Annotated in this window: 25 protein-coding genes, 1 tRNA gene and 1 pseudogene; 20 read left to right on the forward strand and 7 right to left on the reverse strand. The window is 34.7% G+C overall.

Features of this window, described 5'->3' with window-relative positions; genetic code table 11:
- Positions 1-121 precede the first annotated feature (121 nt).
- From BKP45_RS09705 to BKP45_RS09745, 9 genes are all read left to right on the forward strand, one after another.
- Complete coding sequence (locus tag BKP45_RS09705; protein WP_071389499.1) at positions 122-1249, forward strand: metal ABC transporter solute-binding protein, Zn/Mn family; 1128 nt, start codon at positions 122-124, stop codon at positions 1247-1249.
- 227 nt (positions 1250-1476) lie between these two features.
- Positions 1477-1896, forward strand: coding sequence for a BrxA/BrxB family bacilliredoxin (locus tag BKP45_RS09710; protein WP_169824090.1), 420 nt, complete (start codon positions 1477-1479; stop codon positions 1894-1896).
- A gap of 481 nt (positions 1897-2377) precedes the next feature.
- Positions 2378-2740: a hypothetical protein gene (locus BKP45_RS09715; RefSeq protein ID WP_322788162.1), complete on the forward strand. Its 363-nt coding sequence runs from the start codon at positions 2378-2380 to the stop codon at positions 2738-2740.
- Positions 2741-2830: 90 nt separating this feature from the next.
- Positions 2831-2905, forward strand: a tRNA-Arg gene (locus BKP45_RS09720).
- A 415-nt stretch (positions 2906-3320) separates the two neighbouring features.
- Entirely contained in the window at positions 3321-4088 is a 768-nt protein-coding gene (locus tag BKP45_RS09725; RefSeq protein ID WP_071389500.1) for a transporter substrate-binding domain-containing protein, read from the forward strand.
- A 34-nt stretch (positions 4089-4122) separates the two neighbouring features.
- Positions 4123-4782, forward strand: a complete 660-nt coding sequence (locus BKP45_RS09730; protein ID WP_071389501.1) for an amino acid ABC transporter permease — start codon at positions 4123-4125, stop codon at positions 4780-4782.
- On the forward strand, positions 4775-5497 hold the full coding sequence (locus tag BKP45_RS09735) for an amino acid ABC transporter ATP-binding protein (protein ID WP_071389502.1): 723 nt from the start codon (positions 4775-4777) through the stop codon (positions 5495-5497). The genes BKP45_RS09730 and BKP45_RS09735 overlap by 8 nt, the downstream gene beginning before the upstream one ends.
- 87 nt (positions 5498-5584) lie before the next feature.
- Complete coding sequence (locus tag BKP45_RS09740; RefSeq protein ID WP_071389546.1) at positions 5585-6541, forward strand: aromatic acid exporter family protein; 957 nt, start codon at positions 5585-5587, stop codon at positions 6539-6541.
- A gap of 64 nt (positions 6542-6605) precedes the next feature.
- Positions 6606-7112: a L,D-transpeptidase gene (locus BKP45_RS09745; RefSeq protein ID WP_071389547.1), complete on the forward strand. Its 507-nt coding sequence runs from the start codon at positions 6606-6608 to the stop codon at positions 7110-7112.
- Between the two features lie 101 nt (positions 7113-7213).
- On the opposite strand, the gene prli42 is transcribed toward BKP45_RS09745, so the two are convergent.
- Positions 7214-7306, reverse strand: a complete 93-nt coding sequence (gene prli42 / locus BKP45_RS22490; RefSeq protein ID WP_169823077.1) for a stressosome-associated protein Prli42 — start codon at positions 7304-7306, stop codon at positions 7214-7216.
- A gap of 312 nt (positions 7307-7618) precedes the next feature.
- Here prli42 and BKP45_RS09750 point away from each other — a divergent pair, with 312 nt between their 5' ends.
- From BKP45_RS09750 to BKP45_RS09790, 9 genes are all read left to right on the forward strand, one after another.
- Positions 7619-8743: a M20/M25/M40 family metallo-hydrolase gene (locus BKP45_RS09750; protein WP_071389503.1), complete on the forward strand. Its 1125-nt coding sequence runs from the start codon at positions 7619-7621 to the stop codon at positions 8741-8743.
- A 218-nt stretch (positions 8744-8961) separates the two neighbouring features.
- Entirely contained in the window at positions 8962-9453 is a 492-nt protein-coding gene (locus tag BKP45_RS09755; protein WP_071389504.1) for a MarR family transcriptional regulator, read from the forward strand.
- Positions 9454-9689: 236 nt separating this feature from the next.
- On the forward strand, positions 9690-11147 hold the full coding sequence (locus BKP45_RS09760) for an NAD(P)/FAD-dependent oxidoreductase (RefSeq protein ID WP_071389505.1): 1458 nt from the start codon (positions 9690-9692) through the stop codon (positions 11145-11147).
- 255 nt (positions 11148-11402) lie between these two features.
- Complete coding sequence (locus tag BKP45_RS09765; RefSeq protein WP_071389506.1) at positions 11403-12689, forward strand: DNA polymerase IV; 1287 nt, start codon at positions 11403-11405, stop codon at positions 12687-12689.
- 121 nt (positions 12690-12810) lie between these two features.
- Positions 12811-16065 carry a hypothetical protein gene (locus BKP45_RS09770; RefSeq protein WP_071389507.1) on the forward strand — a complete coding sequence of 1085 codons (3255 nt, stop codon included), beginning with the start codon at positions 12811-12813 and terminating at the stop codon, positions 16063-16065.
- Positions 16062-16361 carry an EscU/YscU/HrcU family type III secretion system export apparatus switch protein gene (locus BKP45_RS09775; RefSeq protein WP_211272963.1) on the forward strand — a complete coding sequence of 100 codons (300 nt, stop codon included), beginning with the start codon at positions 16062-16064 and terminating at the stop codon, positions 16359-16361. Before BKP45_RS09770 ends, BKP45_RS09775 begins: the two co-directional genes overlap by 4 nt.
- A 65-nt stretch (positions 16362-16426) precedes the next feature.
- Entirely contained in the window at positions 16427-16849 is a 423-nt protein-coding gene (fliS, locus tag BKP45_RS09780) for a flagellar export chaperone FliS (RefSeq protein ID WP_071389508.1), read from the forward strand.
- Between the two features lie 22 nt (positions 16850-16871).
- Positions 16872-17702 carry a flagellin N-terminal helical domain-containing protein gene (locus BKP45_RS09785; protein WP_071389509.1) on the forward strand — a complete coding sequence of 277 codons (831 nt, stop codon included), beginning with the start codon at positions 16872-16874 and terminating at the stop codon, positions 17700-17702.
- Between the two features lie 146 nt (positions 17703-17848).
- Positions 17849-18286: a YaaR family protein gene (locus tag BKP45_RS09790; protein ID WP_071389510.1), complete on the forward strand. Its 438-nt coding sequence runs from the start codon at positions 17849-17851 to the stop codon at positions 18284-18286.
- 47 nt (positions 18287-18333) lie between these two features.
- Here the strand turns inward: BKP45_RS09790 and BKP45_RS09795 are convergent, their stop codons facing one another.
- The 3 genes and pseudogenes from BKP45_RS09795 to cbpB form a co-directional block, all read right to left on the reverse strand.
- A complete protein-coding gene (locus BKP45_RS09795) occupies positions 18334-19578 on the reverse strand; it encodes a DUF4236 domain-containing protein (RefSeq protein WP_071389511.1) in 1245 nt (414 codons plus the stop codon).
- Between the two features lie 403 nt (positions 19579-19981).
- A pseudogene (locus BKP45_RS22950) lies at positions 19982-20185 on the reverse strand (oxidoreductase); the annotation flags it as partial.
- 91 nt (positions 20186-20276) lie between these two features.
- Complete coding sequence (cbpB, locus tag BKP45_RS09800; protein ID WP_071389512.1) at positions 20277-20732, reverse strand: cyclic-di-AMP-binding protein CbpB; 456 nt, start codon at positions 20730-20732, stop codon at positions 20277-20279.
- A gap of 217 nt (positions 20733-20949) precedes the next feature.
- On the opposite strand from cbpB, the gene BKP45_RS09805 reads away from it, so the two are divergent.
- Positions 20950-21228 (forward strand): hypothetical protein, encoded by a 279-nt coding sequence (locus BKP45_RS09805; RefSeq protein ID WP_071389513.1) that lies wholly within the window; start codon positions 20950-20952, stop codon positions 21226-21228.
- 144 nt (positions 21229-21372) lie between these two features.
- Here the strand turns inward: BKP45_RS09805 and BKP45_RS23295 are convergent, their stop codons facing one another.
- The 3 genes from BKP45_RS23295 to BKP45_RS09815 all read right to left on the reverse strand — a co-directional run bounded on the left by BKP45_RS23295 (position 21373) and on the right by BKP45_RS09815 (position 23223).
- A complete protein-coding gene (locus BKP45_RS23295; RefSeq protein ID WP_281243148.1) occupies positions 21373-21498 on the reverse strand; it encodes a hypothetical protein in 126 nt (41 codons plus the stop codon).
- Between the two features lie 435 nt (positions 21499-21933).
- Positions 21934-22734: a divergent polysaccharide deacetylase family protein gene (locus BKP45_RS09810; RefSeq protein ID WP_071389514.1), complete on the reverse strand. Its 801-nt coding sequence runs from the start codon at positions 22732-22734 to the stop codon at positions 21934-21936.
- A 183-nt stretch (positions 22735-22917) separates the two neighbouring features.
- On the reverse strand, positions 22918-23223 hold the full coding sequence (locus tag BKP45_RS09815; RefSeq protein WP_071310033.1) for a MerR family transcriptional regulator: 306 nt from the start codon (positions 23221-23223) through the stop codon (positions 22918-22920).
- Between the two features lie 264 nt (positions 23224-23487).
- Here BKP45_RS09815 and BKP45_RS09820 point away from each other — a divergent pair, with 264 nt between their 5' ends.
- A complete protein-coding gene (locus BKP45_RS09820) occupies positions 23488-24858 on the forward strand; it encodes an aspartate kinase (RefSeq protein WP_071310032.1) in 1371 nt (456 codons plus the stop codon).
- Positions 24859-24861 lie beyond the last annotated feature (3 nt).

Consider the following 24861-nt stretch of genomic DNA (forward strand, 5'->3'; position numbering starts at 1 on the left):
ACTATAGGCTTTGCAATGAAGCTATAGTTTTATAAAATGAGGGTTTAAGTTTTACAAATCGTAACATTTACGATATAATCCTTTTGTTAATAAAACGTAATCGTTACGAAAGGGGATCGACATGAAAATTAAATCAAGCTTATTTGCAATTATGTTAGTGTTGTCTACATTTTTGGTAGCCTGCGGTGCAAATCAAGAGCAACCTGAAGAAAGTGCAGAAGAAAATATAGAAGTTGTAGGAGAGGTTTTACAAGTCTACACAACAATTTTTCCACTTATGGATTTTGCCGAAAAAATTGGAGGAGAGTTTGTAGAGGTAAAAAGTATAGTTCCAGTTGGTGCAGATGCTCATACGTTTGAACCTACTGCCAAAACAATGGTTGATGTATCAAACGCAGATTTATATATATATAATGGAGCAGGTATTGAAGGGTTTGCTGATGCAGCAGCAGAAGTTTTAAAAACTGGAAGTGTCAAAATTTTAAGAGCGGTAGATGGAATCGACCTTATTGATTTTGATCACGACCACGATCATAATCACGAAGAAGAAGATCACAGCCATGACCACGGCCATGGTCACGAAGAAGAAGATCATAGCCATGACCACGACCATGGTCACGAAGAAGAAGATCACAGCCACGACCACGACCATGGTCACGAAGAAGAAGATCACAGTCACGACCATGATCAAAGTCATGAAGAAGAAGATCACGGTCATTCGCATGGCGAAGAGGATCCGCATGTATGGTTAGATCCAATACGTTCTATCCAATTAGCTGAAAATATTAAAAATGCACTAGTTGAATTAATGCCTGAAGCAGCTGATGAATTTGAAAGTAACTTTAAAATTTTAACAGAACAATTTGAAACATTAGATCAAAAGTTTAAAGCCATGCTAACAGAAATATCAAAAGATACTATTATTGTATCTCATGCTGGTTATGGTTACTGGACTGATCGTTACGGTATAAGGCAAATTGGGGTTTCTGGTATTTCACCTACGAATGAACCTTCTATCCGTCAAGTACAAGATGTCATTGAATATGCTGAGGAAAATAATATAGGTTTTATTTTATTTGAACAAAATATACCAACTAACATCGCTGAAGCTGTTCGTTCCCAAGTAGGGGCAGAAGCTTTATGGATTCATAATTTAGAAGCACTAGTACAAGAAGATGTAGATAACAATGAAGACTACTTTAGTCTTATGGAGAGGAACATTGAAGTACTAAAAACAGCTTTACAATAATATAGAAAAGCTCATCGTTTTGATGAGCTTTTCTCATATAATCAGAATTTATAAATTTCTAACTTGGAAACTGTCTAACTTTTGCTGTGTTGAGGTCGGTCCTATTCCATACTTCTGGTATGTAGAAAATAAAATAGTTAATATTAATAATGCTTTTTATTTTGTAAAATGAGGTAAGAAGTGTACAATATAAACATAGTGTTAATATTCTAAAAGAGGTGAGACTTTTGCAATTTAGTTTTTATAATGATGTTATTATTGGTGCAAGAAAAGAAATGGTTGATGCCGGTTATACTGAATTGAAGACTCCTGAAGAGGTAGATGAAATTTTAGGAAAAGAGGGAACTTCGTTAGTTTACATTAATTCCGTTTGTGGGTGTGCTGGTGGTATTGCTAGACCATCTGCTGCTTATATGGCTAATTACGAGAAGAAACCTAATCATTTTGTTACTGTGTTTGCGGGTCAAGATAAAGAAGCAACGGAAAGAGCAAGAACTTATTTTAAAGGGTATGCACCGTCTTCACCATCATTTGCAATTATAAAAAATGGGGAAGTTAAAGCAATGGTTGAAAGACATGAAATTGAAGGTCATGAGCCAGTTGAAGTAGTACAGAAGCTTGAAAAATATTTTGATGAATTTTTATAATTAAGTAAAAGGCTTTCACAATAAAATGTGAAGGCCTTTTACTTAATTATAAAACCAGAATTAATAAATTTCTAACGTAGAAACTGTCTAGCTTCAGCGCCTACGAGCTCGGTCACTTCAGTCAAGCAACGGACTTCAATTACTGCTTGAGATCCTTCGTCGATTAGCTTCATGCAGCTTTGCTTCGAGGAAGTTTGCTACGAAGCTATGCTAGAAGACGCAGAAGCACGTAAACGTAAGAAGCCAAAGAGCAGCTTTGCTCTTGAGCAAACGGAGTGGCACAGGAGCAGCTGCTCGTGACCAAGGCGCTTGCGCTTTTCTTGAGAAAAGCTTTAATATTATAGTTATAAGACTATAAAAATAATTCGATTCTATCAATAAGTACTTGAAGTGGTGATTTTGTAATGCTATAATCTTTTCTTATAATAATGTAGATTCATGGAGTTAGTTAGCGATCTACTCTTAAAAAGGAGAGTGCAGCATGATGCAAGAATTATATGAAAAAATTCATTTATATTTGAATATGAATGAGGAAATTTCTTTTGATGAATTTGATGAATTTTATAAGAAAGTAATTAAATACTATAGCGAAAATGTAGAAAGTTTTACTGAAGAAGATATTTGGAAAGGTTTATTTATTGTTGAGAATGTTATGTCGAATGCAGAAAGCCGATCCAAAGAAGTGAAAGGTGCAAAGCAAAAAAAGTATAAAAAGATTGCAGAGCGTTCTTCGTTATGGGCACAAAATTTTGCTGGAAAATTATACAGTAAAGGATACACAGAAGAACAATTAAACGAGCGTTTTGAACGTATGTTTGACGATTATGAAAAAAAAGAAGCATAAAATGGCGGAATGGGAGTATTTCTCATTCCACCTGTTTTTCTTGTTGACATTTCTGAAAAGGGATGTTATATTTATTTAGCGTCACAATAAGCGCCTATAGTGAAATGGATATCACACGAGATTTCGGCTCTCGGATTCTGGGTTCGAATCCTGGTGGGCGCGCCATATACATATAATCAAAAACTTTAGGAGAACTCCTAAAGTTTTTTGTTTATCCCACTCTTAAGGGGCAGTAAGACCCCCACTGATTGAAGTTCAGCTTTATACAGCAGTTACATTATAAGTGTTATTAATTACTACTATAATAAATGAATGACAACTACAGATTTGAAGCCATTAAGAGACTATATCTAGTTTAGGAGTCCGAACTAAAATATGGTGCGACTGGATTAATGAGATTATAAAATTCATTCATTAATGAAAAAAATATTAAAATTAACACATACTAACTACAACAAAAAAGTTAAATGTAATAAAAGACTGTTGACATTTTTTTAGAGCGTGTTATTATACAAAAGGGTGAATAATCATTAATAAAAAGTAATAAATTTTTTTAGAAAAATATGGGGGTATAGAAAAAATGAAAAAGATATTATCATTTGCATTGAGTTGTGTATTGTCCATCGGAGTATTAGCTGCATGTGGTGGTCAGGCTGATGAAGAGAAAGTAACGTTAGTAATGGGTACTTCAGCAGATTATCCACCTTACGAATTTATCGATACTGCTGTAAGTGATGAAATCATAGGCTTTGACATTGATATTGCGAACTATATTGCTGATCAGTTAGGTTTTGAATTAGAAATACAAGATATGGATTTTAACGGATTAGTTCCGGCACTTACAAACAATCGTATTGATTTTGTATTAGCAGGAATGACTCCTACTCCAGAACGACTTGAAAACGTGGATTTTTCTGATATTTACTATGTAGCAGAACAAACAATCGTATTTAATGCTGAAAAAGGTTATACAAGCTTAGAGGATTTAGAGGGTAAAAAGCTTGGCGTTCAATTAGGTTCTATTCAAGTAGAATTGGCTAATGAGATTGCTGAAGAAATTGGTGGGATAGAAATATTAGAACGTAATCGAATTACTGACTTAATTCAAGAAATAAAGACTGGTCGAATTGACGCTGCCATTATTGAAGATACTGTTGGTAAAGGGCATATTGAAGCAAACCCTGAGTTAACTTCATTTGTAATTGTTGAGGAAAATGAAGCTGGTTCAGCAATTGCGTTTCCAAAAGGAAGCGAATTAAAGGATGAGTTTAATAAAGTTTTACAAGAAATGGTTGATAATGGTGAAATGGATAGACTAATCATGAAATGGTTTTATGGTGAAGAGTAAAGAAATTTTTAAATAAGAGAGGAATGAGACAGGCATGAATTTGGATTTCTCCCAAATCGTGCCTTCTATCCCTTATATAATAAAAGGGATATGGGTCACGTTACAAATTGTAAGTGTATCGCTTATATTTGGATTTATAATAGGGACTATTTTATCAATTATGAAAATTGGTAAATTTGCACCTCTTAGATGGATAGCAGATGCTTATACATCAGTTTTTCGTGGGACGCCGTTAATTTTGCAATTATTTTTAATCTACTTTGCTACCCCACAGGTTATAGGATATGATATTTCTGCCTTTCAGGCGGCAGTTTTAACTTTCGGTTTAAATTCAGCTGCGTACGTTTCTGAAATCATTCGTGCGGGTATTCAAGCAGTGGATAAAGGGCAAAAAGAAGCAGCTCAAGCATTAGGTGTTCCATACACGCCAATGCTTTTAAATATCATTTTGCCTCAAGCAATAAAAAATATTTTGCCAGCATTAGTGAATGAATTTATCACATTAACGAAAGAATCTGCAATTATCTCAACTATTGGGGTACTAGACATTATGAGGAGAGCTCAAATTGTCCAAGCTAATCTCTATAGACCTTTTGAACCGTTAATATTTGCTGCATTAATATACTATATTATGGTCATGGCACTTACACTGTTAGGTAGACTTCTAGAGAGGAGGTTAAGCCGCAGTGATTAAAGTAAACAATCTCTATAAGTCATTTGGTCAACTAGACGTTTTGAAGAATATCAGTACTGAAATTTCAAAGGGAGATGTCGTAGCTGTTATTGGTCCATCAGGGAGTGGAAAATCAACGTTCCTGCGTTGTTTAAATTTACTTGAAGTACCATCAGCGGGGCAAATTTGGATAGATGATCAAGAAATTACCGATCCAAAGACGAATATCATGAAGGTTCGTCAGAAAATTGGAATGGTGTTTCAGCATTTTCATCTTTTTCCGCATATGAGTACGCTAGAAAATATTACGTATGCACCTATGAAAGTTAAAGGGGTGGATTCTGCAACTGCTAAACAAAATGCGATTGACCTTTTACGAAAAGTTGGATTAGAGGAAAAAGCAAATGAATTTCCTTCAAGGTTATCCGGGGGTCAAAAACAAAGGGTGGCAATTGCACGAGCACTGGCAATGGAGCCAGAAGTAATGCTATTTGATGAACCAACCTCTGCGTTGGATCCTGAAATGGTAAAAGAGGTTTTGGACGTAATGAAATCCTTAGCTCTTAGTGGTATGACAATGGCTATTGTTACTCATGAAATGGGTTTTGCTAGAGAAGTGGCTGATAGGGTTTTCTTCTTAGAGGGTGGTAAGTTACTAGAAGATACGCCACCTGAACAATTTTTCTCGAATCCACAAACCGAAAGAGCAAAAGAGTTTTTAAATAAAATATTATAATTCAAGGAGTGACTTAGTCATTCCTTTTTTATTTTATTTAAATTTCGTGTAAAATAGGAATTATTACATAGAATGGAAGGAATTTTTATGTTTAAAATTGGTTACAGGACGTTAAAAACAGCTATTGGTGCTGCTGCAGCGATCGCTATTGCTCAATGGTTAGACTTAATTTTTTACGCTTCAGCAGGAATTATTACAATATTATGTGTTCAGAAAACTAAACGTAGCTCTCTTCAAATATCTTGGCAACGGTTTTTGGCATGTGCTATCGGAATGGCTTTTGCAGTTATTATATTTGAAATCTTAGGTTATAATCCGGTGTCAGTTGCTTTATTGCTTATCATATTTATCCCAACTGTCGTATTTTTAAAAGCCCATGAAGGTATAGCGACTAGCTCTGTTATCATCTTTCATCTATATATATTTGGGGAAATAACAGTTCCTATTGTACTTAATGAGCTTGCTCTAATTACTATAGGTATTGGAATTGCCTTATTAATGAATGTTTACATTCCAAGTGTTGAAGGTGAACTTGAAAAAATTCAAAGAGAAATTGAGGAGAATTATAAAAAGATTTTCCAACAATTTACTGTTTATTTAAAAGATGGAGATAGTAATTGGGATGGACGAGAGATTACCGAAACCGCAAAATTATTAAAAAGAGGAAAAGATATAGCTTTACAAAATGTTGAAAATCACTTATTACGGTACGATGATCAGTATTATCATTATTTTAGTATGAGAGAAAAACAATTTGATGTAATTGAACGAATGTTGCCATTGATTTCTTCATTAGATCATACAGTGGTACAAGGGAAGAAAATTGCTGATTATTTAAGAGAATTAAGTGAAAATGTAAAACCAGGATTTGGCCCAGTCGATTATTTAGAACGCTTATATGAACTTCAAGATGAATTAAAAGAAATGGAGTTACCAAAGGATCGTGAAGAATTTGAGATTAGATCAGCATTATTTTCTTTCGTTAAAGAGATTGAGCAGTATTTAATAATAAAAAGGCATTTTCGTAATGAAGGAAGTAAATAAAACATATTCTTCCCTTATTAAACAAATACTAAGGTTAAAAACTCCGGGGGTAGAAATTATGTTTATGAAGCTTCTGGTTGTATGTATGATGGTAATCTCACCGATTTGGCCATTGGGTAAAAATCCATTAATTGGAGATCCGTATATTATTGTAAATAAGTCCACGAATGAGATGGCATTCATTGCTGATGGTCAGGTGGTAAAGGTGTATGAAGTAGCTACTGGTAGTTTAGCAACATTAACTCCAGAGGGTGAATATAATATTGTGGTAAAAGCCATTAATCCATATTATCGCAAGAAGGATATTGCTGGTGGTTCAAAAGAAAATCCTTTAGGCACCAGATGGATAGGATTTGATGCAGAACAAACTGACGGACGTATATACGGCATACATGGGACTAATGATTCTTCAACAATCGGTGGGTATATAACAGGTGGGTGTGTTCGTATGTATAACGAGGATGTTGAAGAACTGTTTACAAAAGTGCCACTTGGGACAAAAGTGTTTATTACAAAAGCCAGTACAGATTTTAATTCTATAGCAATAGAAAAAGGTGTTATTAGTGAATAGGGCTAAATCATAATTATAGAAGAAAGAGCTCAAATAAATTGATTGTAAAAATATAGAATATAAAAAAGGCTGATTTCTATCAGCCTTTTTTACTTCAATTTTTAGAAAAGGGCAGCTGCTCCAGTAAATAAAGTTCCTAGAAGCATAGTTGCAATCATAATATATAATACAATTTTACGATATTTTCGGGGCATATTAATAACCTCCCAAATAAGTTCTCAATATTATTTTACTTTGAATACAGAAATAATACAAGCCTCCCACCAAAAACGTAGCGGATACTCGGTGTAACAAACAAAATTTCTAATCATCCTGCTCTTCGTTGGCGTAAGAACTTGAAATGGTGATACTTAGTTTTAAAGGAAGCTAGGACAAACACTTAAGTTGAGCTTTGTTTGTTTTGTTATAAGTTGGATACGTTTTTATAAAATAGTGTTAATTTACCGATGGTATTTTCAATGATACAATATTTTTATAAACAGATATGAATATGGAGGCATTTATTAATGATAAATAAAGACCGTTTAATTGCTGAATTTTTAGAATTGGTAAAAGTGGATTCAGAGACGAAATTTGAAAGACAAATTGCTGATGTATTAAAAGAAAAATTTTCTTCACTAGGAGTAGAAGTGATTGAGGATGATACGACTGAAAAATCAGGGCATGGTGCTGGAAATTTAATTTGTACATTAAAAGGAAATCAAGATGGTATTGATCCGATATATTTTACAGCACATATGGATACGGTTGTTCCTGGAAATGGTGTAAATCCAATTATAGAGAATGGTTACATAAAAACAGACGGTACGACAATTTTAGGTGCAGATGATAAAGCTGGACTTGCTGCTATGTTAGAGGCAATAAAGGTTTTAAAAGAGAATAATATGAGTCATGGAAACATTCAATTTATCATTACAGTCGGTGAAGAGTCTGGCTTGAAAGGTTCTAAAGAATTAGATCCAAGCTTGATAAAGGCAAAGTTTGGATACGCATTAGATAGTGATGGTAAGGTGGGTAACATTATTATTGCAGCACCAACACAAGCGAAGGTTCAAGCCACAATCTTAGGTAAGACTGCACATGCTGGTGTTGCGCCTGAAAAAGGCGTATCAGCGATTACTATTGCTGCAAAATCGATTGCCAAAATGCCACTAGGACGTATTGATCATGAAACAACCGCAAATATTGGTCGTTTTGAGGGTGGAAGTCAAACAAATATTGTGTGCGATCGAGTTCATATATTAGCAGAGGCACGCTCTCTCGTACCAGAAAAAATGACTGCGCAAGTCAAAAAAATGAAAGAAGCATTTGAAACAGTTGCTACTGAAATGGGTGGACAAGCAGAAGTAGAAATTGATGTTATGTATCCGGGTTTTAAGTTCGGTGAAGGTGACCATGTTGTAGAGGTGGCAAAAAAAGCAATTAAGGGGATTAATCGAGAAGCCAAATTACAAACAAGCGGTGGTGGTAGTGATGCAAATGTTATTGCTGGGTTTGGGATTCCAACGGTTAATCTAGCTGTAGGATATGAAGATATTCACACTACGAATGAAAAGATGCCTATTGAAGAATTAGCAAAAACTGCAGAACTAGTCGTGGCTATTATTAATGAGGTAGCTAACAACAACTAACTATTCACTTACCGATTAAAAAGTTTACCTATGGTTCTAAAGTGGGGTAAATTTTTTAGTCGGTTTTTTTCGCTTAAGTAGATATATGGATGTATACATGTGTAGTAAAAACGTTGTTTTTTTACAAAAATTTACTAAAATACTACCATTTTTTGGTTTTGTTATGGTAAAATATATAAAAATTGGAAGTTTAATAGATGATGGAAAGAGGAACATGAATGAAGACTACAAAGAATTTACATTCTATATTAAATTTATTGCGAGGAACTTCAAAGGTTGTTGAGGAGGATTGGCAAAAAGTAGCGCACTTAGCTGGTCTAACACAAGCAGAACAACACACTTTGTGGATTATATATTTCGAAGAGCGTGCATCGATAACCAAAATTGCAAACTATGGGTTGTGGGATCGTTCAACTGTTATGCAGGTCGTAAAAAGACTGAAAGAAAAAGGATTAGTAACTATTGAAAAAGATGAGAAAGATTTAAGGGTTACATATGTAATATTAACGGAAGAAGGGAGAAAGCGACAACTAGCCACGACAAAAGAAGACTATAGTTTGTTTAATTACCTAAATCAATTACGTATTGAAAATGAAGAAGCTTTTAATCAGTTTATAAAAATTTTAGTGAAAATAAATCAACAGTATCATGGTGAAGAATATGTACAATGGGTAGAAAAAACAGCAAAAATTTATGAAGATCAATTTTAACGTCAATTCGTAAGTTTACATCTATTTTAATTTGAATAGCTGTAATATAAAAATAAACAGGCGTGGATACGAACTATTCAGGGGGTTACTTTGATGAATGTTCGTTTTTGGGCTTGCTTTTTTTTTGCTCGTTATGTAAGATAGTAAAGGTTGAAAAAGTGATGTAAGATTTTTTTACTATTGTATAGATTTAAAGATAAATAGATTTGGTTTAGAGATTTAGGAGGACATAATTTATGAAACATTATGATGTAATTGTCGTTGGGGCAGGACCCGCAGGAATTTTCACGGCTTATGAGCTATTAGAGCAAAAAAAGGATTTAAATGTTTTATTTCTAGATAAAGGACACTCCATTTATAATAGACGATGTCCAATTAATGAAAAGAAGATTGAAAAGTGTCCACCACCAAAAGGAAGAAAAGATTTTGCTGGATGTTTACCAGCATGCTCAATTACTGCAGGTTTTGGTGGGGCTGGTGCTTATTCTGATGGTAAGTTTAATATCACAACAGCTTTTGGAGGCTGGATGCAAGATTATTTACCTCCTTCAGAAGTACTTGAATTAATTAAATATGTTGACTCTATCAATTTAAAGCATGGCGCTCCTGAGGAAAGTACAGATCCAACAACATCAGCTGTTAGGGAAATTGAACGTAAAGCAATGGGTGCTGGACTAAAGTTATTACGGGCACAAGTAAGACATTTAGGTACAGAGAAAAACTTAGAAATATTAACGAGTATATATGAATACCTAAAAGATAAAGTCGAAATGAGATTCCGTACTGAGGTAGAAGATATTCTTACAGAAGAGACGAACAATGGTTTTAAAATTTCAGGGATAGTTCTTAAAAATGGAGAAGAGATCGGTGCAGATCAAGTAGTTATTGTTCCAGGTCGTGATGGTTCAGAGTGGTTAGGAAACCTTTTAAGAAAGCGCGACTACAAAATGATAAATAATCAGGTGGATATTGGAGTCCGTGTAGAAACTTCCGATGTAATCATGGAAGAAATTAACCACCATTTATATGAAGCGAAATTTATTTTTAATACATCAGTTGGAACTCAAGTTCGTACGTTTTGCTCGAATCCTTCGGGCCATGTAGTTGTAGAGAATCATAGTGGAATAATGACAGCAAACGGGCATGCATACAAAGACCCAAAACTTGGTAGTGAAAATACAAACTTTGCTCTACTCGTTTCACATACATTTACGGAGCCTTTTGATGAGCCAATTTCATTTGCAAAGGAAGTTTCGAAACGAGCTAACGATTTATCCGATGGGTCTGTAATTGTTCAAAAGTATGGAGATATACTAAAAGGAAGAAGATCTACGGCGAAACGTGTGAAAGAAGGATTTTTAGAGCCAACGTTAAAGGAAGCAGTTCCAGGCGACTTAGGTCTTGTATTGCCGTATAATACAATGAAAAGTCTAATAGAAATGATGGAAGCTCTCGATCACGTAACTCCAGGTATTGCTTCGGAACATACATTATTCTATGGAGTAGAAGCTAAATTTTATTCAGCTAGACCAGTACTAACAAAAGAATTTGAAACACAAATTTCAGGGTTATATGCTGGTGGAGATGGTGGTGGTGTTACACGCGGACTAGCTCAAGCAGGGGCAAATGGAGTTCATATTGCCCGAGCAATAATCAAGAAGCGCGCAGAACGACTAATTCCTGTTTGGAATTAATTTAATAGAATCAATAAATCTCATTATTCTCGCCCCTAAGTTGCTATAGCTAGTTACGTTTAACCGTTCGTATCTAGCAAAAGGTTTAAGCGACTCAGTTTTGGGGATTTTGAAATTCACTCAGTATATTAAGCTTCGTGAAATGAATTTTCGCGAAGCTTTCGTATTTGTTTTTAATGCAATGTAGCAATATACTAAAGGATGAAGTGATATGTCTACACTCGAAATGTTAAATTTGAAGTAAGGTGTGGGAGAATGAAGGAATTTTATCCGAAAGACGGAAAAGTGATTTTGCACGTTGATATGAATAGTTTTTATGCATCGGTAGAAGTAGCTTTTGATCCTACTTTAAAAGGAAAACCATTAGCCATTGCGGGTAATGCGAAAGAAAGACGCGGTATTATCGTAACCAGTAGCTATGAGGCAAGAGCTAAAGGTGTTAAGACAACAATGCCAATTTGGGAAGCGCTGAAACATTGTCCATCTTTAATTGTAATGGAACCAAATTTTGAACGCTATCGTAAAGCATCATTACAAATTTTTCAAGTTCTTAAAGAATATACTCCATTAGTTGAACCTGTTTCAATAGATGAAGGATATATGGATATATCAAGTTGTTACCATTTAGGTACGCCACTACATATTGCACATACGATCCAAACTCGATTGTTGAATGAACTAAGTCTGCCATGTAGTATCGGTATTGCTCCTAATAAGTTTTTAGCAAAAATGGCTAGTGATATGAAAAAGCCTTTAGGTGTGACGGTAATTAGAAAAAGGCAAATTGGAGAAGCGTTATGGCCATTAAAGGTGGGAGAAATGCATGGTATCGGTAAAAAAACAGCGGATAAATTAACAGAAATTGGAATTTTAACAATTGGTGATTTAGCTAAGGCAGATGTAAACACGTTAATAAAATGCTTGGGGATTAACGGAAAAAAACTATTTGAGCGAGCAAACGGTATTGATAACCGCCCTGTTGATCCTGATTCTGTTTATGATTTTAAAAGTATTGGAAATTCTACTACTCTTCCTGTTGATACTACTAATTTGGATAAAATTAAGCTAGTACTTACGAATTTATCGGATTCTGTTGCTAGAAGAATGGGTAGAAAAGAAGTCTGTGCTGAAACGATTCAAATAGCAATACGTTATTCTGATCGTAAGACTGTGACAAGAAGCAAAACAGTTATTAATCCGATAGAGAATCAATCTGATATATTCAGAATTGCTTTACAACTTTTTATGAAACATTGGGATCGAGAGTCTATTCGTCTACTTGGTGTCGCGGCGCACCAATTAATAGAGAAAAAATATGCATATAAACAACTGGACCTATTTAATTTTGAAGAAGATGTGAAAAAATATAAATTAACGAAAACAGTAGATGAGTTACGAAATCGTTTTGGGGAAGAATCGCTCCTTAAAGGTTCACAACTTTCAATGTTGAAGGAAGATAGAATAACTGATAGGAAAAAGAGAGGAACTAGTTTAGAAAAGGATTTCTTTTATGAAAATCGTGATAATAAAATAGATTCTTAATTAAAAAAGGGAGAATGTTCTTTATTTAACAGAACATTGCCTTTTTTTGTATCTAAACAAAAAAATGTAATAAACCGATAAAAGGGATAGATAGCATGGACGTGGGAGAGTGAAACAATAAATGCATATTAATAGTCAGACAATTTCAAATCAATTAAAAACCCATGATAATACCCCTGAATTTCGCCAAGGTGAAATTCATCGTGCGACAGTAAAAGAAAGAAGTTCACAAAATGAGGCGATTCTTCAAATTAGAGGAAGGGACGTACCTGTAAAATTTGAAGGAAATGTACCAAGTAATGAGCGAATTATGATCCAGGTATCTGGTCAATCAGACCAATATGTTCAAGTGAGGGCAATCGCTGATAGTTCTAAAACAAATAGTTCTGCTACTCATTCAGATACAGTAAATATAAACCATGCATTACGTAGCCTAGGAGTTTCAAATCCTTCCCCTGAACTTAGGCAAGCGACACAAATCATTCTAGATAAAGGAGTCGCATTAAATCGAGAATCAGTACAAGAATTACGTACCTTTGTTGAAAAAGAAAAAGGTACATTAGAACAACGGTTAAATACAGTTCAAGCCGTTGCAAATAAACGGTTAGAAGTGACGATAAATCATTTAAGACCAGTTCATGAAGCTTTACATGGTCGACCGTTAAATGAAGTTTTAACAAATATTGTAAAAGAAATCGACCCTAATTTTAATCTTCGTAGAGAACAGACATCAATGGAAAGGCAAGTGAGTGATCAAGTCCGAGATGTTCGAGAACAAGTGCAACGAGAGCCGAATGTCCAACGAGCCGTAGAGCAAGTCCGAAATGAAGTGGTAAATAACCCGCGAGTAGATAGAGAAATTGCACGACAAGTAGACCGTGCGGTAGAAGAATCCCGGATGATGCACCAAAGTGGAAGAGAAGCAGTAGGTCGTGCCCAGTTAGTCCAAGCGTTACAAACAGCCGAACGAGAGATTGTGCGAACAGAAGCAAGGCAAGTAGAAGGTCGAGTACCAGAAAGTCGTCCGGCTGTAGAAAGACAAGTGAGTGAACAAGTACGCGAGGTTAGAGAACAAGTTCAACGAGAGCCGAATGTCCAACGATCGGTAGAACAAGTTCGAAGCGAAGTGGTAAATCATCCGCGAATAGATCGAGAAGTTGCACGCCAAGTGGAACGAACGGTGGAGGAATCTCGTGTGTTGCACCAGAGCGGTCGAGAAGTAGCAGCCCGAGAACGCCTGATTCAAGCGTTACAAACAGCAGAACGAGAGATTGTGCGAACAGAAGCAAGACAAGTAGAAGCCCGAGTGCCAGAAGGTCGTCCGGCTGTAGAAAGACCAGTGAGCGAGCAAGTACGAGAGGTTAGAGAACAAGTTCAACGCGAGCCGAATGTCCAACGAGCCGTAGAGCAAGTTCGAAATGAAGTGGTAAATAACCCGAGGATAGACCGAGAAGTAGCACGACAAGTAGAACGAGCGGTAGAAGAATCCCGGATCATGCACCAAAAGGGAAGACGATCAGCAGGTCGTGCTCAGTTAGTCCAAGCGTTACAAACAGCCGAACGAGAGATTGTGCGAACAGAAGCAAGGCAAGTAGAAGGTCGAGTACCAGAAAGTAGTCCGGCTGTAGAAAGGCAAGTGAGTGAACAAGTACGCGAGGTTAGAGAACAAGTTCAACGCGAGCCGAATGTCCAACGCTCTATTGATCAGGTCAGAAATGAGGTTGCCAATCACCCTCGTTTAAACCACGATCTAGTTCCACAGTTGGAAAAAATTTTAAATGAAGCCCAAAGTTTAAATAGAAATGGTCACGAATCAATAGCTAAAAATCACCTTGTTCAATCACTAGTAAACATAGAGAAAATGCTAAAGAATAATCACCAAACTATGGAAACGCAGCTAAGCTCAGTAGGTAAACGGGATTCTATAAACCAGGTTGAGTTAGTAAACCAAATGAAATCAACTATTCAGAAGGAGGGAGATTTCCAAAAGGTTATTTCTCAACTGCAAAATGATGTTGAAAAAGCTTTATTTGAGCATCCGATAAAAAAACAGATAATAAACTCTTTGGAAGATGCTACAAAATTAAATGAACAAGGTCGTGAATTAGCAGCAAGACAACAATTAATGCAAACTTTTACAACTGTTGAGCAGCAAGTAGCCAATACGGATCAAACAATTCAACTTGAAGCACAACAATACACAATGAATGATAATTTCCAATCTCAGCAACTAAGTAGTAAAAATATGATTGTTCAAACAATTACAGAAAAGTTAGCCCAAGCTCAAGTGGATTTTAAATCATTACAAAGAGAAATTGCAAGGAATTTGGATAATATTCAACGACTGACAGAGGCATTTAAAAGCCAATCGATTAAACAAGTAAAACCATTACTTGAAACGACGATAAAAAAGCTAGATAATACTATTTTAAAAAGTGAAATGATGCTTCTAACAGACATGAAAACAGAAAAGAGACTTATGCAAGCAAGCAGTCAGCTAGCAGAAGCAAAAAAGCTACTTACCAAAGGTAATTATCAAGAAGCTAACAAAATTGTTCAAGAAGTAAAAACAATGGTCGAAAAATTAGAATTTAAACCATCTGAAACAAAAGTGAAACATTTTATTACGAGAGAAGAACAAAACATTCAAAATCGGCCTCCTTCGCAACAAATCATACAACAATTCGATGAAATGACAAGACGAACTGCTGCTACGCAAGATTTTTCAGCACGTCAAGCCTTTGAGTTAGTACGAGGATTAGGCTTAAACAGAGACAATGAAGTAGCTCAAATGCTTGCATCAGGAAGAGAAGGTGATTCAGAACCAAATCAAAATATGAAAACCGCTCTTATGCAATTAATGAAAATGGAAGAGGAACAAGGTAGAGTTTCTCAACAAACAAATCAAGCTTTAGCTAATATTACCGGTCAGCAGTTGCTAAGTAAATCTGATTCAAATAGTAATTTACAGAGTATGTTTTTTAGTCTTCCTTTCTTACTTGAAGATGAAGTTGAAAACTTACAAGTATTTGTAAACTCTAGAAATGAAGGTCAACAAGTAGATTGGGAGAATTGTAATCTTTACTTTTTAATAGAAACTAGAAAATTAGGTGAAGTTGGAATTTTAGTTACTACAACGGACCGCAATCTTTCCTTAACTATTAAAAATGATCAACCTTTCTTTAAAGAGAGAATCGAACCATTGGCTGCATTGTGTAAGGAGAATTTAAAAGATGTTGGTTACAATATTACGAGTATTAACTTCACAAAATTAAATGCAACACCTTCTTCTAATAATGGGCAAGAAAAGGGTCGAGATGAACAGGAAAATATGACGCCGACGTTTACTGAGAAAGGGTTTGATTTTAAAATATGATGATCTCTAAGCATTTCAATCAAAAACAAAGAAGAATGGTTACCGGTCCAACAGCGGCTGTTATTCGTTATGATGAAAATTCAGATAAAGGACCTCAGGTTGTTGCTCAAGGAAAAGGTCATGTTGCTAATCAAATTATTGAGTTAGCAAAGAAAAATAATATCCATATGCAAGAAGATCCTATGCTTGTTGAAAGTCTATTGGATATGGATTTAGGTGATAATATTCCACCACAACTTTATGCAGTTATGGCAGAAATTTTACTTTTAATTGAACAAATGGAGAAAAACTATTAAACTTTGACAAATTTCGTCCGATAGTATGGATAGGTGAATGAAATATAGGGTTGGGAGGGTCATTCGTGACACTTATATCAAAAGAAGCACTTCATAAGAAGTCTCCACAAGAGATTACAACGCTTTTATATGAAGCATGTATAACTAACCTTGAAGAAGCTAAATTAGCTATTCAAGATAAAAATTTTATTTTAGCAAATGAGAAACTCCAAAAATCAAACGATATACTAGAACGTCTTGGTGCGGGGTTAAACTATGAAGCTGGGATAATCGCAGATCAGTTAGATGCGGTTTATAACTATATGGCTGATTGTTTAATAAAAGCAAACCTCAATAAAGATGTTACTATAATAGACGAAGTATTAAAACTATTAATTGAAATTTCATCAGCATGGCGTAAATCTTTAGTAGAAAATAAAAATGTTTTTCCGAAAGCAGCTAAACAAAAAGCAAATGCATATGAGCAACATTCTATCTATGGAGATTAAATAATAAAAGGGAGCTATTAATATGAAAATTAATAACAATATTCAAGCGTTAAACGCATACCGTAACTTAAGTTCAAATCAATTTAATACTTCAAAAAACCTAGAGAAGCTTTCTTCAGGATTAAGAATTAACCGTGCAGCAGATGACGCTGCTGGTCTTGCAATCTCTGAAAAAATGCGTTCACAAATCCGAGGTTTAAAACAAGCCGAAAGAAACGCACTTGATGGTGTATCATTAATTCAAACGGCAGAAGGGGCAATGCAAGAAGTACATTCCATGCTACAGAGGATGCGAGAATTGGCTGTACAGGCAGCGAATGATACCTATGAGACTGAAGATAGAACTGCTATTAAGGCTGAAATGGACCAGTTAATTGATGAAATTGATGCAATTTCTGATAAAACAGAGTTTAACAAAAAGAAATTATTAGATGGTACTTATACAACTAATGGTCTAGAATTTCAGATTGGTCCTAATACCAATCAAAAGGTAACTCTTACAATTGCTAAAATGGATACTGCAGCTACAGGTTTAGATATCGCAAAGGCGAATATTACTGTAAATTCACATGCCAATGCGGTAAGTTCTATTACTCGTATTGATGCAGCAATTACAAAAGTGTCGCAAAACCGTTCTAACTTAGGTGCTATTCAAAATCGTTTAGAACATACAATTAACAATCTACAAACGACTCATGAAAACTTAACAGCTTCTGAATCTCGTATTCGTGATGCTGATATGGCACTTGAAATGACGGAATTTACTCGTAATAACATTATTAACCAAGCAGCAACTGCGATGCTTGCGCAAGCGAACCAATTACCACAAGGTGTACTTCAGTTATTACAATAATTATTTTACTACCTAGAATAAGCTCTTCTTAAAAGAGGTAAGATCCTTATGGTCTTACCTCTTTTTAAAGGTTATTTCCTTAACCGTATTTGCTAATGAAATTATGATATAATCAATAATAATCTAAAGCTAAAGTGGTGAAATGTATGGACGTACAAAGAGTTGGACGTGCTAGTTTAAATAAAGCAGAAGCAAAAAAGACAGGACCTCAAGCCAGTGTCTCTTTCTCGGAATTAATGCAAAAGGGGCGTGATGAACAGGCCTATGCAAAATTGAATAAATTAATGGAAAAAATCGACGATCAAGGGAAAGTATTAGCTGAAAGTCGGACAGTTGATGAATTGCGCAAATACAAGGCTCTCGTTAAGGAGTTTATGGAAGATGCCGTGAACCTGGGACTAAGTCTTGAAGAAAAAAGAGGCTTTAATAGACGTGGACGTACAAAGATTTATAAGATTGTAAAAGAGGTTGATCGGAAACTTCTTGATTTAACGGATGCTGTCTTAAAAAAAGAAAAAAAAGGTTTAGAAATTCTAGATATGGTTGGGGAAATCAAGGGGCTAATTGTAAATATATATGCTTAAAACACTATAATGAGAGGGGACTGCGTCGAACAAAGCAATCCCCTTTCTTACTCTTCTGTTGGCTCGTAAGGTTCAATTTCCTTAAAAATACATGTTTTTGTGACGTCAATTTTTGGGCGGAAATTTTCAAATGCAGCTATTGGATGTACGTCTAACATATTTAATGAATATAATATTTCCTTGTCTACTTTAAGACTATAAATATATTGATCATCAACATGTCCGGTTGCTTTATTTTGAATTTGTGTATAGCCAGAAATGATGATTGTTTCACAAGTTGGTAGTAGTGAAAATACATAAGAGCATAAATATAGTGCAGTCCCACCAATCATAATTGCATAATGTTCACGCATTTCCCTTTGAGATTTTTTTTGTACTTTTAGTTTTCCAGACTTTAATATGGATGCTTTTGTTAATGGAATTTCTTCCATGGTTGGTAAATCAACATCAATGCAAGCGGTGATACTAGATAATATATCAAATGAAACATTGGTATCGAGAGGGAAATCTAGTTCTGCTAGAAAAATTTCAAGCCAAAGCTTCATGTTATTAGCATCACCATTAATAACTTTTTCTACTTGTGATAAACGGTGAATTTTTTCTTCTTCATATTCTTCTTTTGCTTGGTTATACTGCTTCATTTCAATATTAAATTGAGCAGAAGCCTCTATTTGAATTTTTCCCAGAAATTTTTTGCGATTTGTTGGTATAATTAAGCTTAACTTCTCAAGAAAATTTAAATTTTCTTCAAATTCAGCCTTTAATTCTTCAAAAATTTCTTCTTGGTTTGGTAGTAGTACGTGTAAGGAGATAGTTTCTATTGCTAAATCTCTTAGTTGTTCGGGAGAGCGTTTTGGTAGGATTTCTTTATGAAGTTGTAGTAATTTTGTCGTCTGCTCATTGATTTCTTGTTCTTTCTGTTCATAAAGTTTTTGAATATCATCGCGAAATTCCCGTTTAATTTCCTGTTCAATAGTTGCAGGAACTCTCTGATCATCTTCGTCAACAAAAACTAAGGAATAGGATTGTTTGTCATATTTTAAAGAGACTGTTTTAGGCATGTTTTTTACGTCTGTTTGATACCAAGTGTTTGAGGGACGTCCAGTTGATTTGTTTAACTTTGTGCGATAAGACAATCCACTACCTGGAATTCCTACATTACCATATAATCCACGGCGTCCAACCGTCACAGAAGCCCCTTTCCTACCAATTGAGGTACTTACACCTCGTTTACTAATATTTAAACGTAATCCCGGTGCTACTTTTACTCGTTTTTGAAATCGAAAACTCATGCAAAACACTCCTATAATACGTTATATACTTACTATCGTACTAAAAATTCACATAATATTAAAGGGAGTTTTCACAAATTATTCAAAAATATTATTTCGCTCGTTTATATGATAAATAAAAAAGGCTAAAATTTATTAATAGCCTTTTCTAAGATGGTAAGAAAGTATAATTCCTTACTTGGAAAATGTCTAGCTACAGCGCCTTGCGCTTTTCTTGTTTTATGAAGATATATATTTAGTTAATACGTATTATTGTTGTCTATTACCAACCCCGCTCATACGGTTTAGGAGTATCAATAGTTATATCCAATTCTTTTGCAAAAATTCTAGGTAGGTATGGATCACGTAAAAGTGGTCTGGCGATAAAAATTAGGTCTGCCCGCTCATTTTTTAGAATTTCCTCTGCTTTTCTTCCAGCATGTGCTAATTGAATTCCTATTTTTCCACCAAGCTCATGGACATGGTCAACTATACGTTTTAAACCTTCAATATGGGTATCGTCCCAAATTCCAAGATCTTGTTCAGAAATTCTCCCTTGTGGAGTTACAGCCGTTGCTTCAATAATAATTAGCCCTACTTGTCCGATAGCTCGACTACCATAGTGAGTATTAATAGAATTATGAAATTACCTCTAATAAATTCCTGTCTTTAAATATATAAAAAAGAAGGCTTAATCGCCTTCAAAAAATTTTTGTAGATTAATCTAAAGATTTTCTTTGAAATAACTCTTGATTTAAATAAACAAGTAAAGAGCGTCTCGTTAAAATCCCTTTAAGAGAGTCGTTAGAGTCTGTCATACAAATAAATGGATTGTTTATCGAGAGAGCAAGTGCCTTTGCAAATGTGTCTTTCATTTCCATAGTGGCTATTTTTAATTCCATAACGTCAGATACTTTAAAGTCATGGAGGCGGTCTAGTTCAATTCGCTCTAGCCCAAGAATGGAATCTAAAATGAGTGCTTTACTAATAACGCCGTTAAGTTTTGAATCTTTGTCTAATACAGGAATGGCGGTGTAACCAGATTTAACTAGGACTAATAGTGCATGCTCTAAGCTATTGTTTAAATGAACATGTGCTACTTTTTCGATAGGAATGATTAAACTCTTTATAGTTTCATCCAAAAACGTACAATTTTTTAAATCTTCTCTTTTCATAAGTTATCACGATCTTTTCGTCTAGAATTGTTAGAGTGTTGTATTTTTACTAAAAAAGTAGGCACGCACTCTAAGTCTATACTAGAAGTGAATAAAATTTTTGTCAACCTTAATTTGGAAGCGTATTCTTCGTGGTTTTCGGAAATTAAAATAGTAACTCATATTTTTACTAAGGTTTGGGCATACTACTAAAAAACTATTTAGTGGAGTGACTAACATGCATACAAAGAATACTGTGAAATATGTTTGTGAAAAGTATCCCTCAGGTAATACTTATTATTTTAAACAAGAAATTATTACTCATGACTGTTGGGATAACCTAGACTCGTTAGCATGGTCAGCGCCGAGGCCAATCTCTAAAGCTACATACTTGAAGCAAAAAAAAGCAGGGTATAAAACTGAAATGAAATTTATTAATAAATTACCAGCAAAAGTTTATCAGCTTAAAAATAAAAGCCCTCATCAAGGGCAGTGTTTAGTATATGGAGAGAAGTGATTTAATTTTAATTTAGAAAATAAGCCATGTATATTTCGTCTTGGAATTGATTGTTAATACATAATTGATCATTTTAATCCCCTCAATAACAAATCCATATTTTTTATATAACTTTTTTCGCAATTACATTCTCGAAAAAAACAGTTAAGACAACTTTATGAACTTTGTGCTGTTTTGCCTACTCCAAAGTGTATTCCATTTACTATCAATACCTTTTCCTTGACCTTCGTTTGAAAGCCATGTTCGAAAAACAGCAACATGTCGTTTCATTTCTAAGTCTCCACGAATAGACGTGCTATGCCAATAACGTCACGTTCTAATTAATGACGATATCCATATTTTCATATTTATCCCACTCTTAAGGGGTAGTAAGACCCCAACCTCAAAACATAAGAAAATCGAGAAGTTTAGGTGGGGGATTAACTGCCCCTAAAGGTCCGATATAGAATAACTAACAATCAGTGGGGATGAAGGAAAACCCCCACTGATTGAAGTTCAGCTTTATACATTTCATTAATAAAATCTATTTCTGCGTTTGTTGTTCTAACTGTTTCTTTTTGAATAAACTTCCCTTCAGAGACGATCTCTTTAGCCTTGGCAATAATGTTTGCTGCATCTGAAATTCTGCAGGGCGAATTAATACGTTTAAATTATTTTTAGTTTTAAAGGATGAAGTAATTCAGTAGCTATTTTCATTTCATTTATTTACTCTTGCCAAAAGTAATCTGGTTTTTTTTCTATTTTAGTTTCTAAAAGGTGAGAGGCAGGAACAATTTTTATATTATCACTGACATTTTTTATAGCTTCCTTTACACCTTTTACTGTTGCGTCGCCTTTAATACCAACATGGCCGATACCGATTGCTTGACCATTTTTTTCTGCAACTTTAATTAGTTTTTGCATTTGTTTATACACATGTCCGCTAGAAGAACGGGTATCATCTAAAAAAATATCACGTCTTGCCCATGGAACGCCTAGTTCCTCAGCGAGTTGTGGAATTACTGATTTAGGATTCGTACCACTGTCAATAAAATATAAATGATGTTCTTTTGCTGTCTCCATAATTATACGCATGATGTTTTCATCTTCTACAATTAATGAACCCATATGGTTATTTATCCCTTTAGCATGGGGAACACTTTCTATTGCTTCAACGACACGATTTTTCACTTCTTCTAAAGAAAGGTCTTTCGTAATCGGTTTTGGTCCTAGCCATGAAGCCTTACCCTTTTTGGGTTGGAGCGGTAGATGGATCATTACTTCTAAGCCTAAATCGTGTGCTAACTCCGCTTGTAGCTTTGATTGGTCTAAAAAAGGCATGATTGCTACTGTAATAGGAATTTCTGAGTCGAAAAAATCTTTTACTCCTTTAACATTTCCGCCAAAATCATCAATAATAATCGCTACTTTCACTTCCTCACTAATATTTTCAGCAAAAGTGGTTGTTATTGGAAAAAACATTGAATATGTAATAAGAAGCAGTATTGCAATTTTTTTTAAGTTCATAATTTCGCCCCCGTTAATATTTCTCTTAAATAATTTAACCAATTCCAATCTTTTTTATTGTAAAAATAGTAAAAGCGATCTAAAGTTAGATCGCTTTTACGTTCAGCCTATTCTTAAATGTAGGATTAAGTAATAAAACTTTCAATCAGTGCAGGACGAGGAAAACCCCACTGATTGAAAGTTTTATTTTCTTAAGTTAAATGCAGCATTTAATTGACCACGAAGCATTCTTTCTCGAAGTTCTTCTTGTCGAAGTTTCTTTTGTTCCATTTTTCTTATTTCAAATGTTTGTAAACCATCCTCCATCTTATTTGCAATATCTACCAATCGCTCCACGTCTGTAAAGGAAAACTTACGAGTTCCGCCTTTTGAACGATCTGGAAAAATTAACTTCCGCTCCTCGTAGTAGCGAATTTGTCTTTCTGATAAACCCGTTAATTCACTCACTACCCCAATTGTTATCACTTTTTTATCTTTATAGGACGACAAGTTTACCAACTCCTGTCTGTTACTTTTTATGATAAGTTTACTATAGCATTATTTACAGATTATTTTTAAAATTTGTTAGATAATCTATCAAAGAAACGTTTGTTCGTGTTAGGGTTTCTCGAAATATTTCAACACTTATGTTAATTTGGCTACCACTATTTTTGTGAATACTGTTGCTTCAAAGTGTGTCTAGTGATAAAATTTAAAATTATTAATTAATTTCATGGTCCTGAAAAAATTACAATTAGAGGTGAATACGTAATTATGAAGGTTTGTAAGTTTGGTGGAACATCTTTAGCTAGTGCAGAACAAATGAAAAAAGTGGCAAACATTGTTAGAGCAGATATAGAAAGGAAAATTGTTGTTGTTTCAGCACCAGGAAAACGTTTTAAAGAAGATACTAAGGTTACTGATTTATTAATTTCATTAGCCGATACGGTCTTAACAAATGGTGATGTAGAAGAAGCTTTACGCCTAGTTGTTAGTCGATATGAACAAATCGCTAACGAATTAAATTTACCACAGCAAGTTGTTACGATCATTAAGGATGATCTACAATCTAGAATTCAAGCGAAAGAAGAAGGAGACAAAGAGTTTGTAGACTTAATGAAAGCAAGTGGGGAAGACAATTGCGCTAAACTATTTGCATCATATTTACAGTCATTAGGTGTTGATGCACATTATGTTGATCCTAAAGAAGCTGGATTATTAGTAAGTAAAGAGTATGGTAATGCGCAAGTCTTACCAGAAGCTTATGATAATTTAATGGAACTAAGAAACAAGGAAGGTATTTTAGTATTCCCTGGCTTTTTTGGTTATACTCACGAGGGAACTCTTGTAACATTTCCAAGAGGTGGGTCTGACATCACGGGATCTATTGTTGCAGCTGGGGTTAAAGCTGAGCTATATGAAAACTTTACTGATGTTGATTCAGTTTATGCAGCTAATCCTAATGTAGTAAAGAATCCTGTTGAAATTAAAGAATTAACGTATCGTGAAATGCGTGAACTTTCATATGCTGGTTTTTCAGTGTTTCATGATGAAGCATTAATACCAGCATTTAAAAAAGGTATACCAGTGTGTATTAAAAATACAAATAATCCTTCCGCTAAAGGAACGATGATCGTTAGTGAGCGTAATTATATGGTTAATCCAGTTGTAGGTATTGCAAGTGATTCTGGATTTAGCACAATTTATGTTCGTAAATATTTAATGAACCGTGAAGTTGGGTTTGGTCGACATCTGTTACAAATTTTAGAAGATGAAGGACTCTCATATGAACATATGCCATCTGGTATTGATGATACGTCCATTATACTTAGAGGCTCTCAACTGACACCAGAAATCGAAGAAAGAATTGTTAAAAGAATTGAGACTGAGCTACATGTTGATGATGTTCATGTAGAGCATGATTTCGCTATGGTAATGATAGTTGGTGAAGGTATGAGAAAAATGGTGGGTCTAACATCTAAAGCTACAACAGGTTTAGCTAGAGCAGGCGTAAATATTCATATGATTAACCAAGGATCTTCTGAAGTCAGTCTTGTATTCGGAGTAAAGTCGGTCGACGCAGATAAAGCTGTTAGTGAATTATATCTTGACTTCTTTTCAGACGTAAAAAGTCCAGTTCTTTAAAGA

The organism is Anaerobacillus alkalidiazotrophicus, assembly GCF_001866055.1.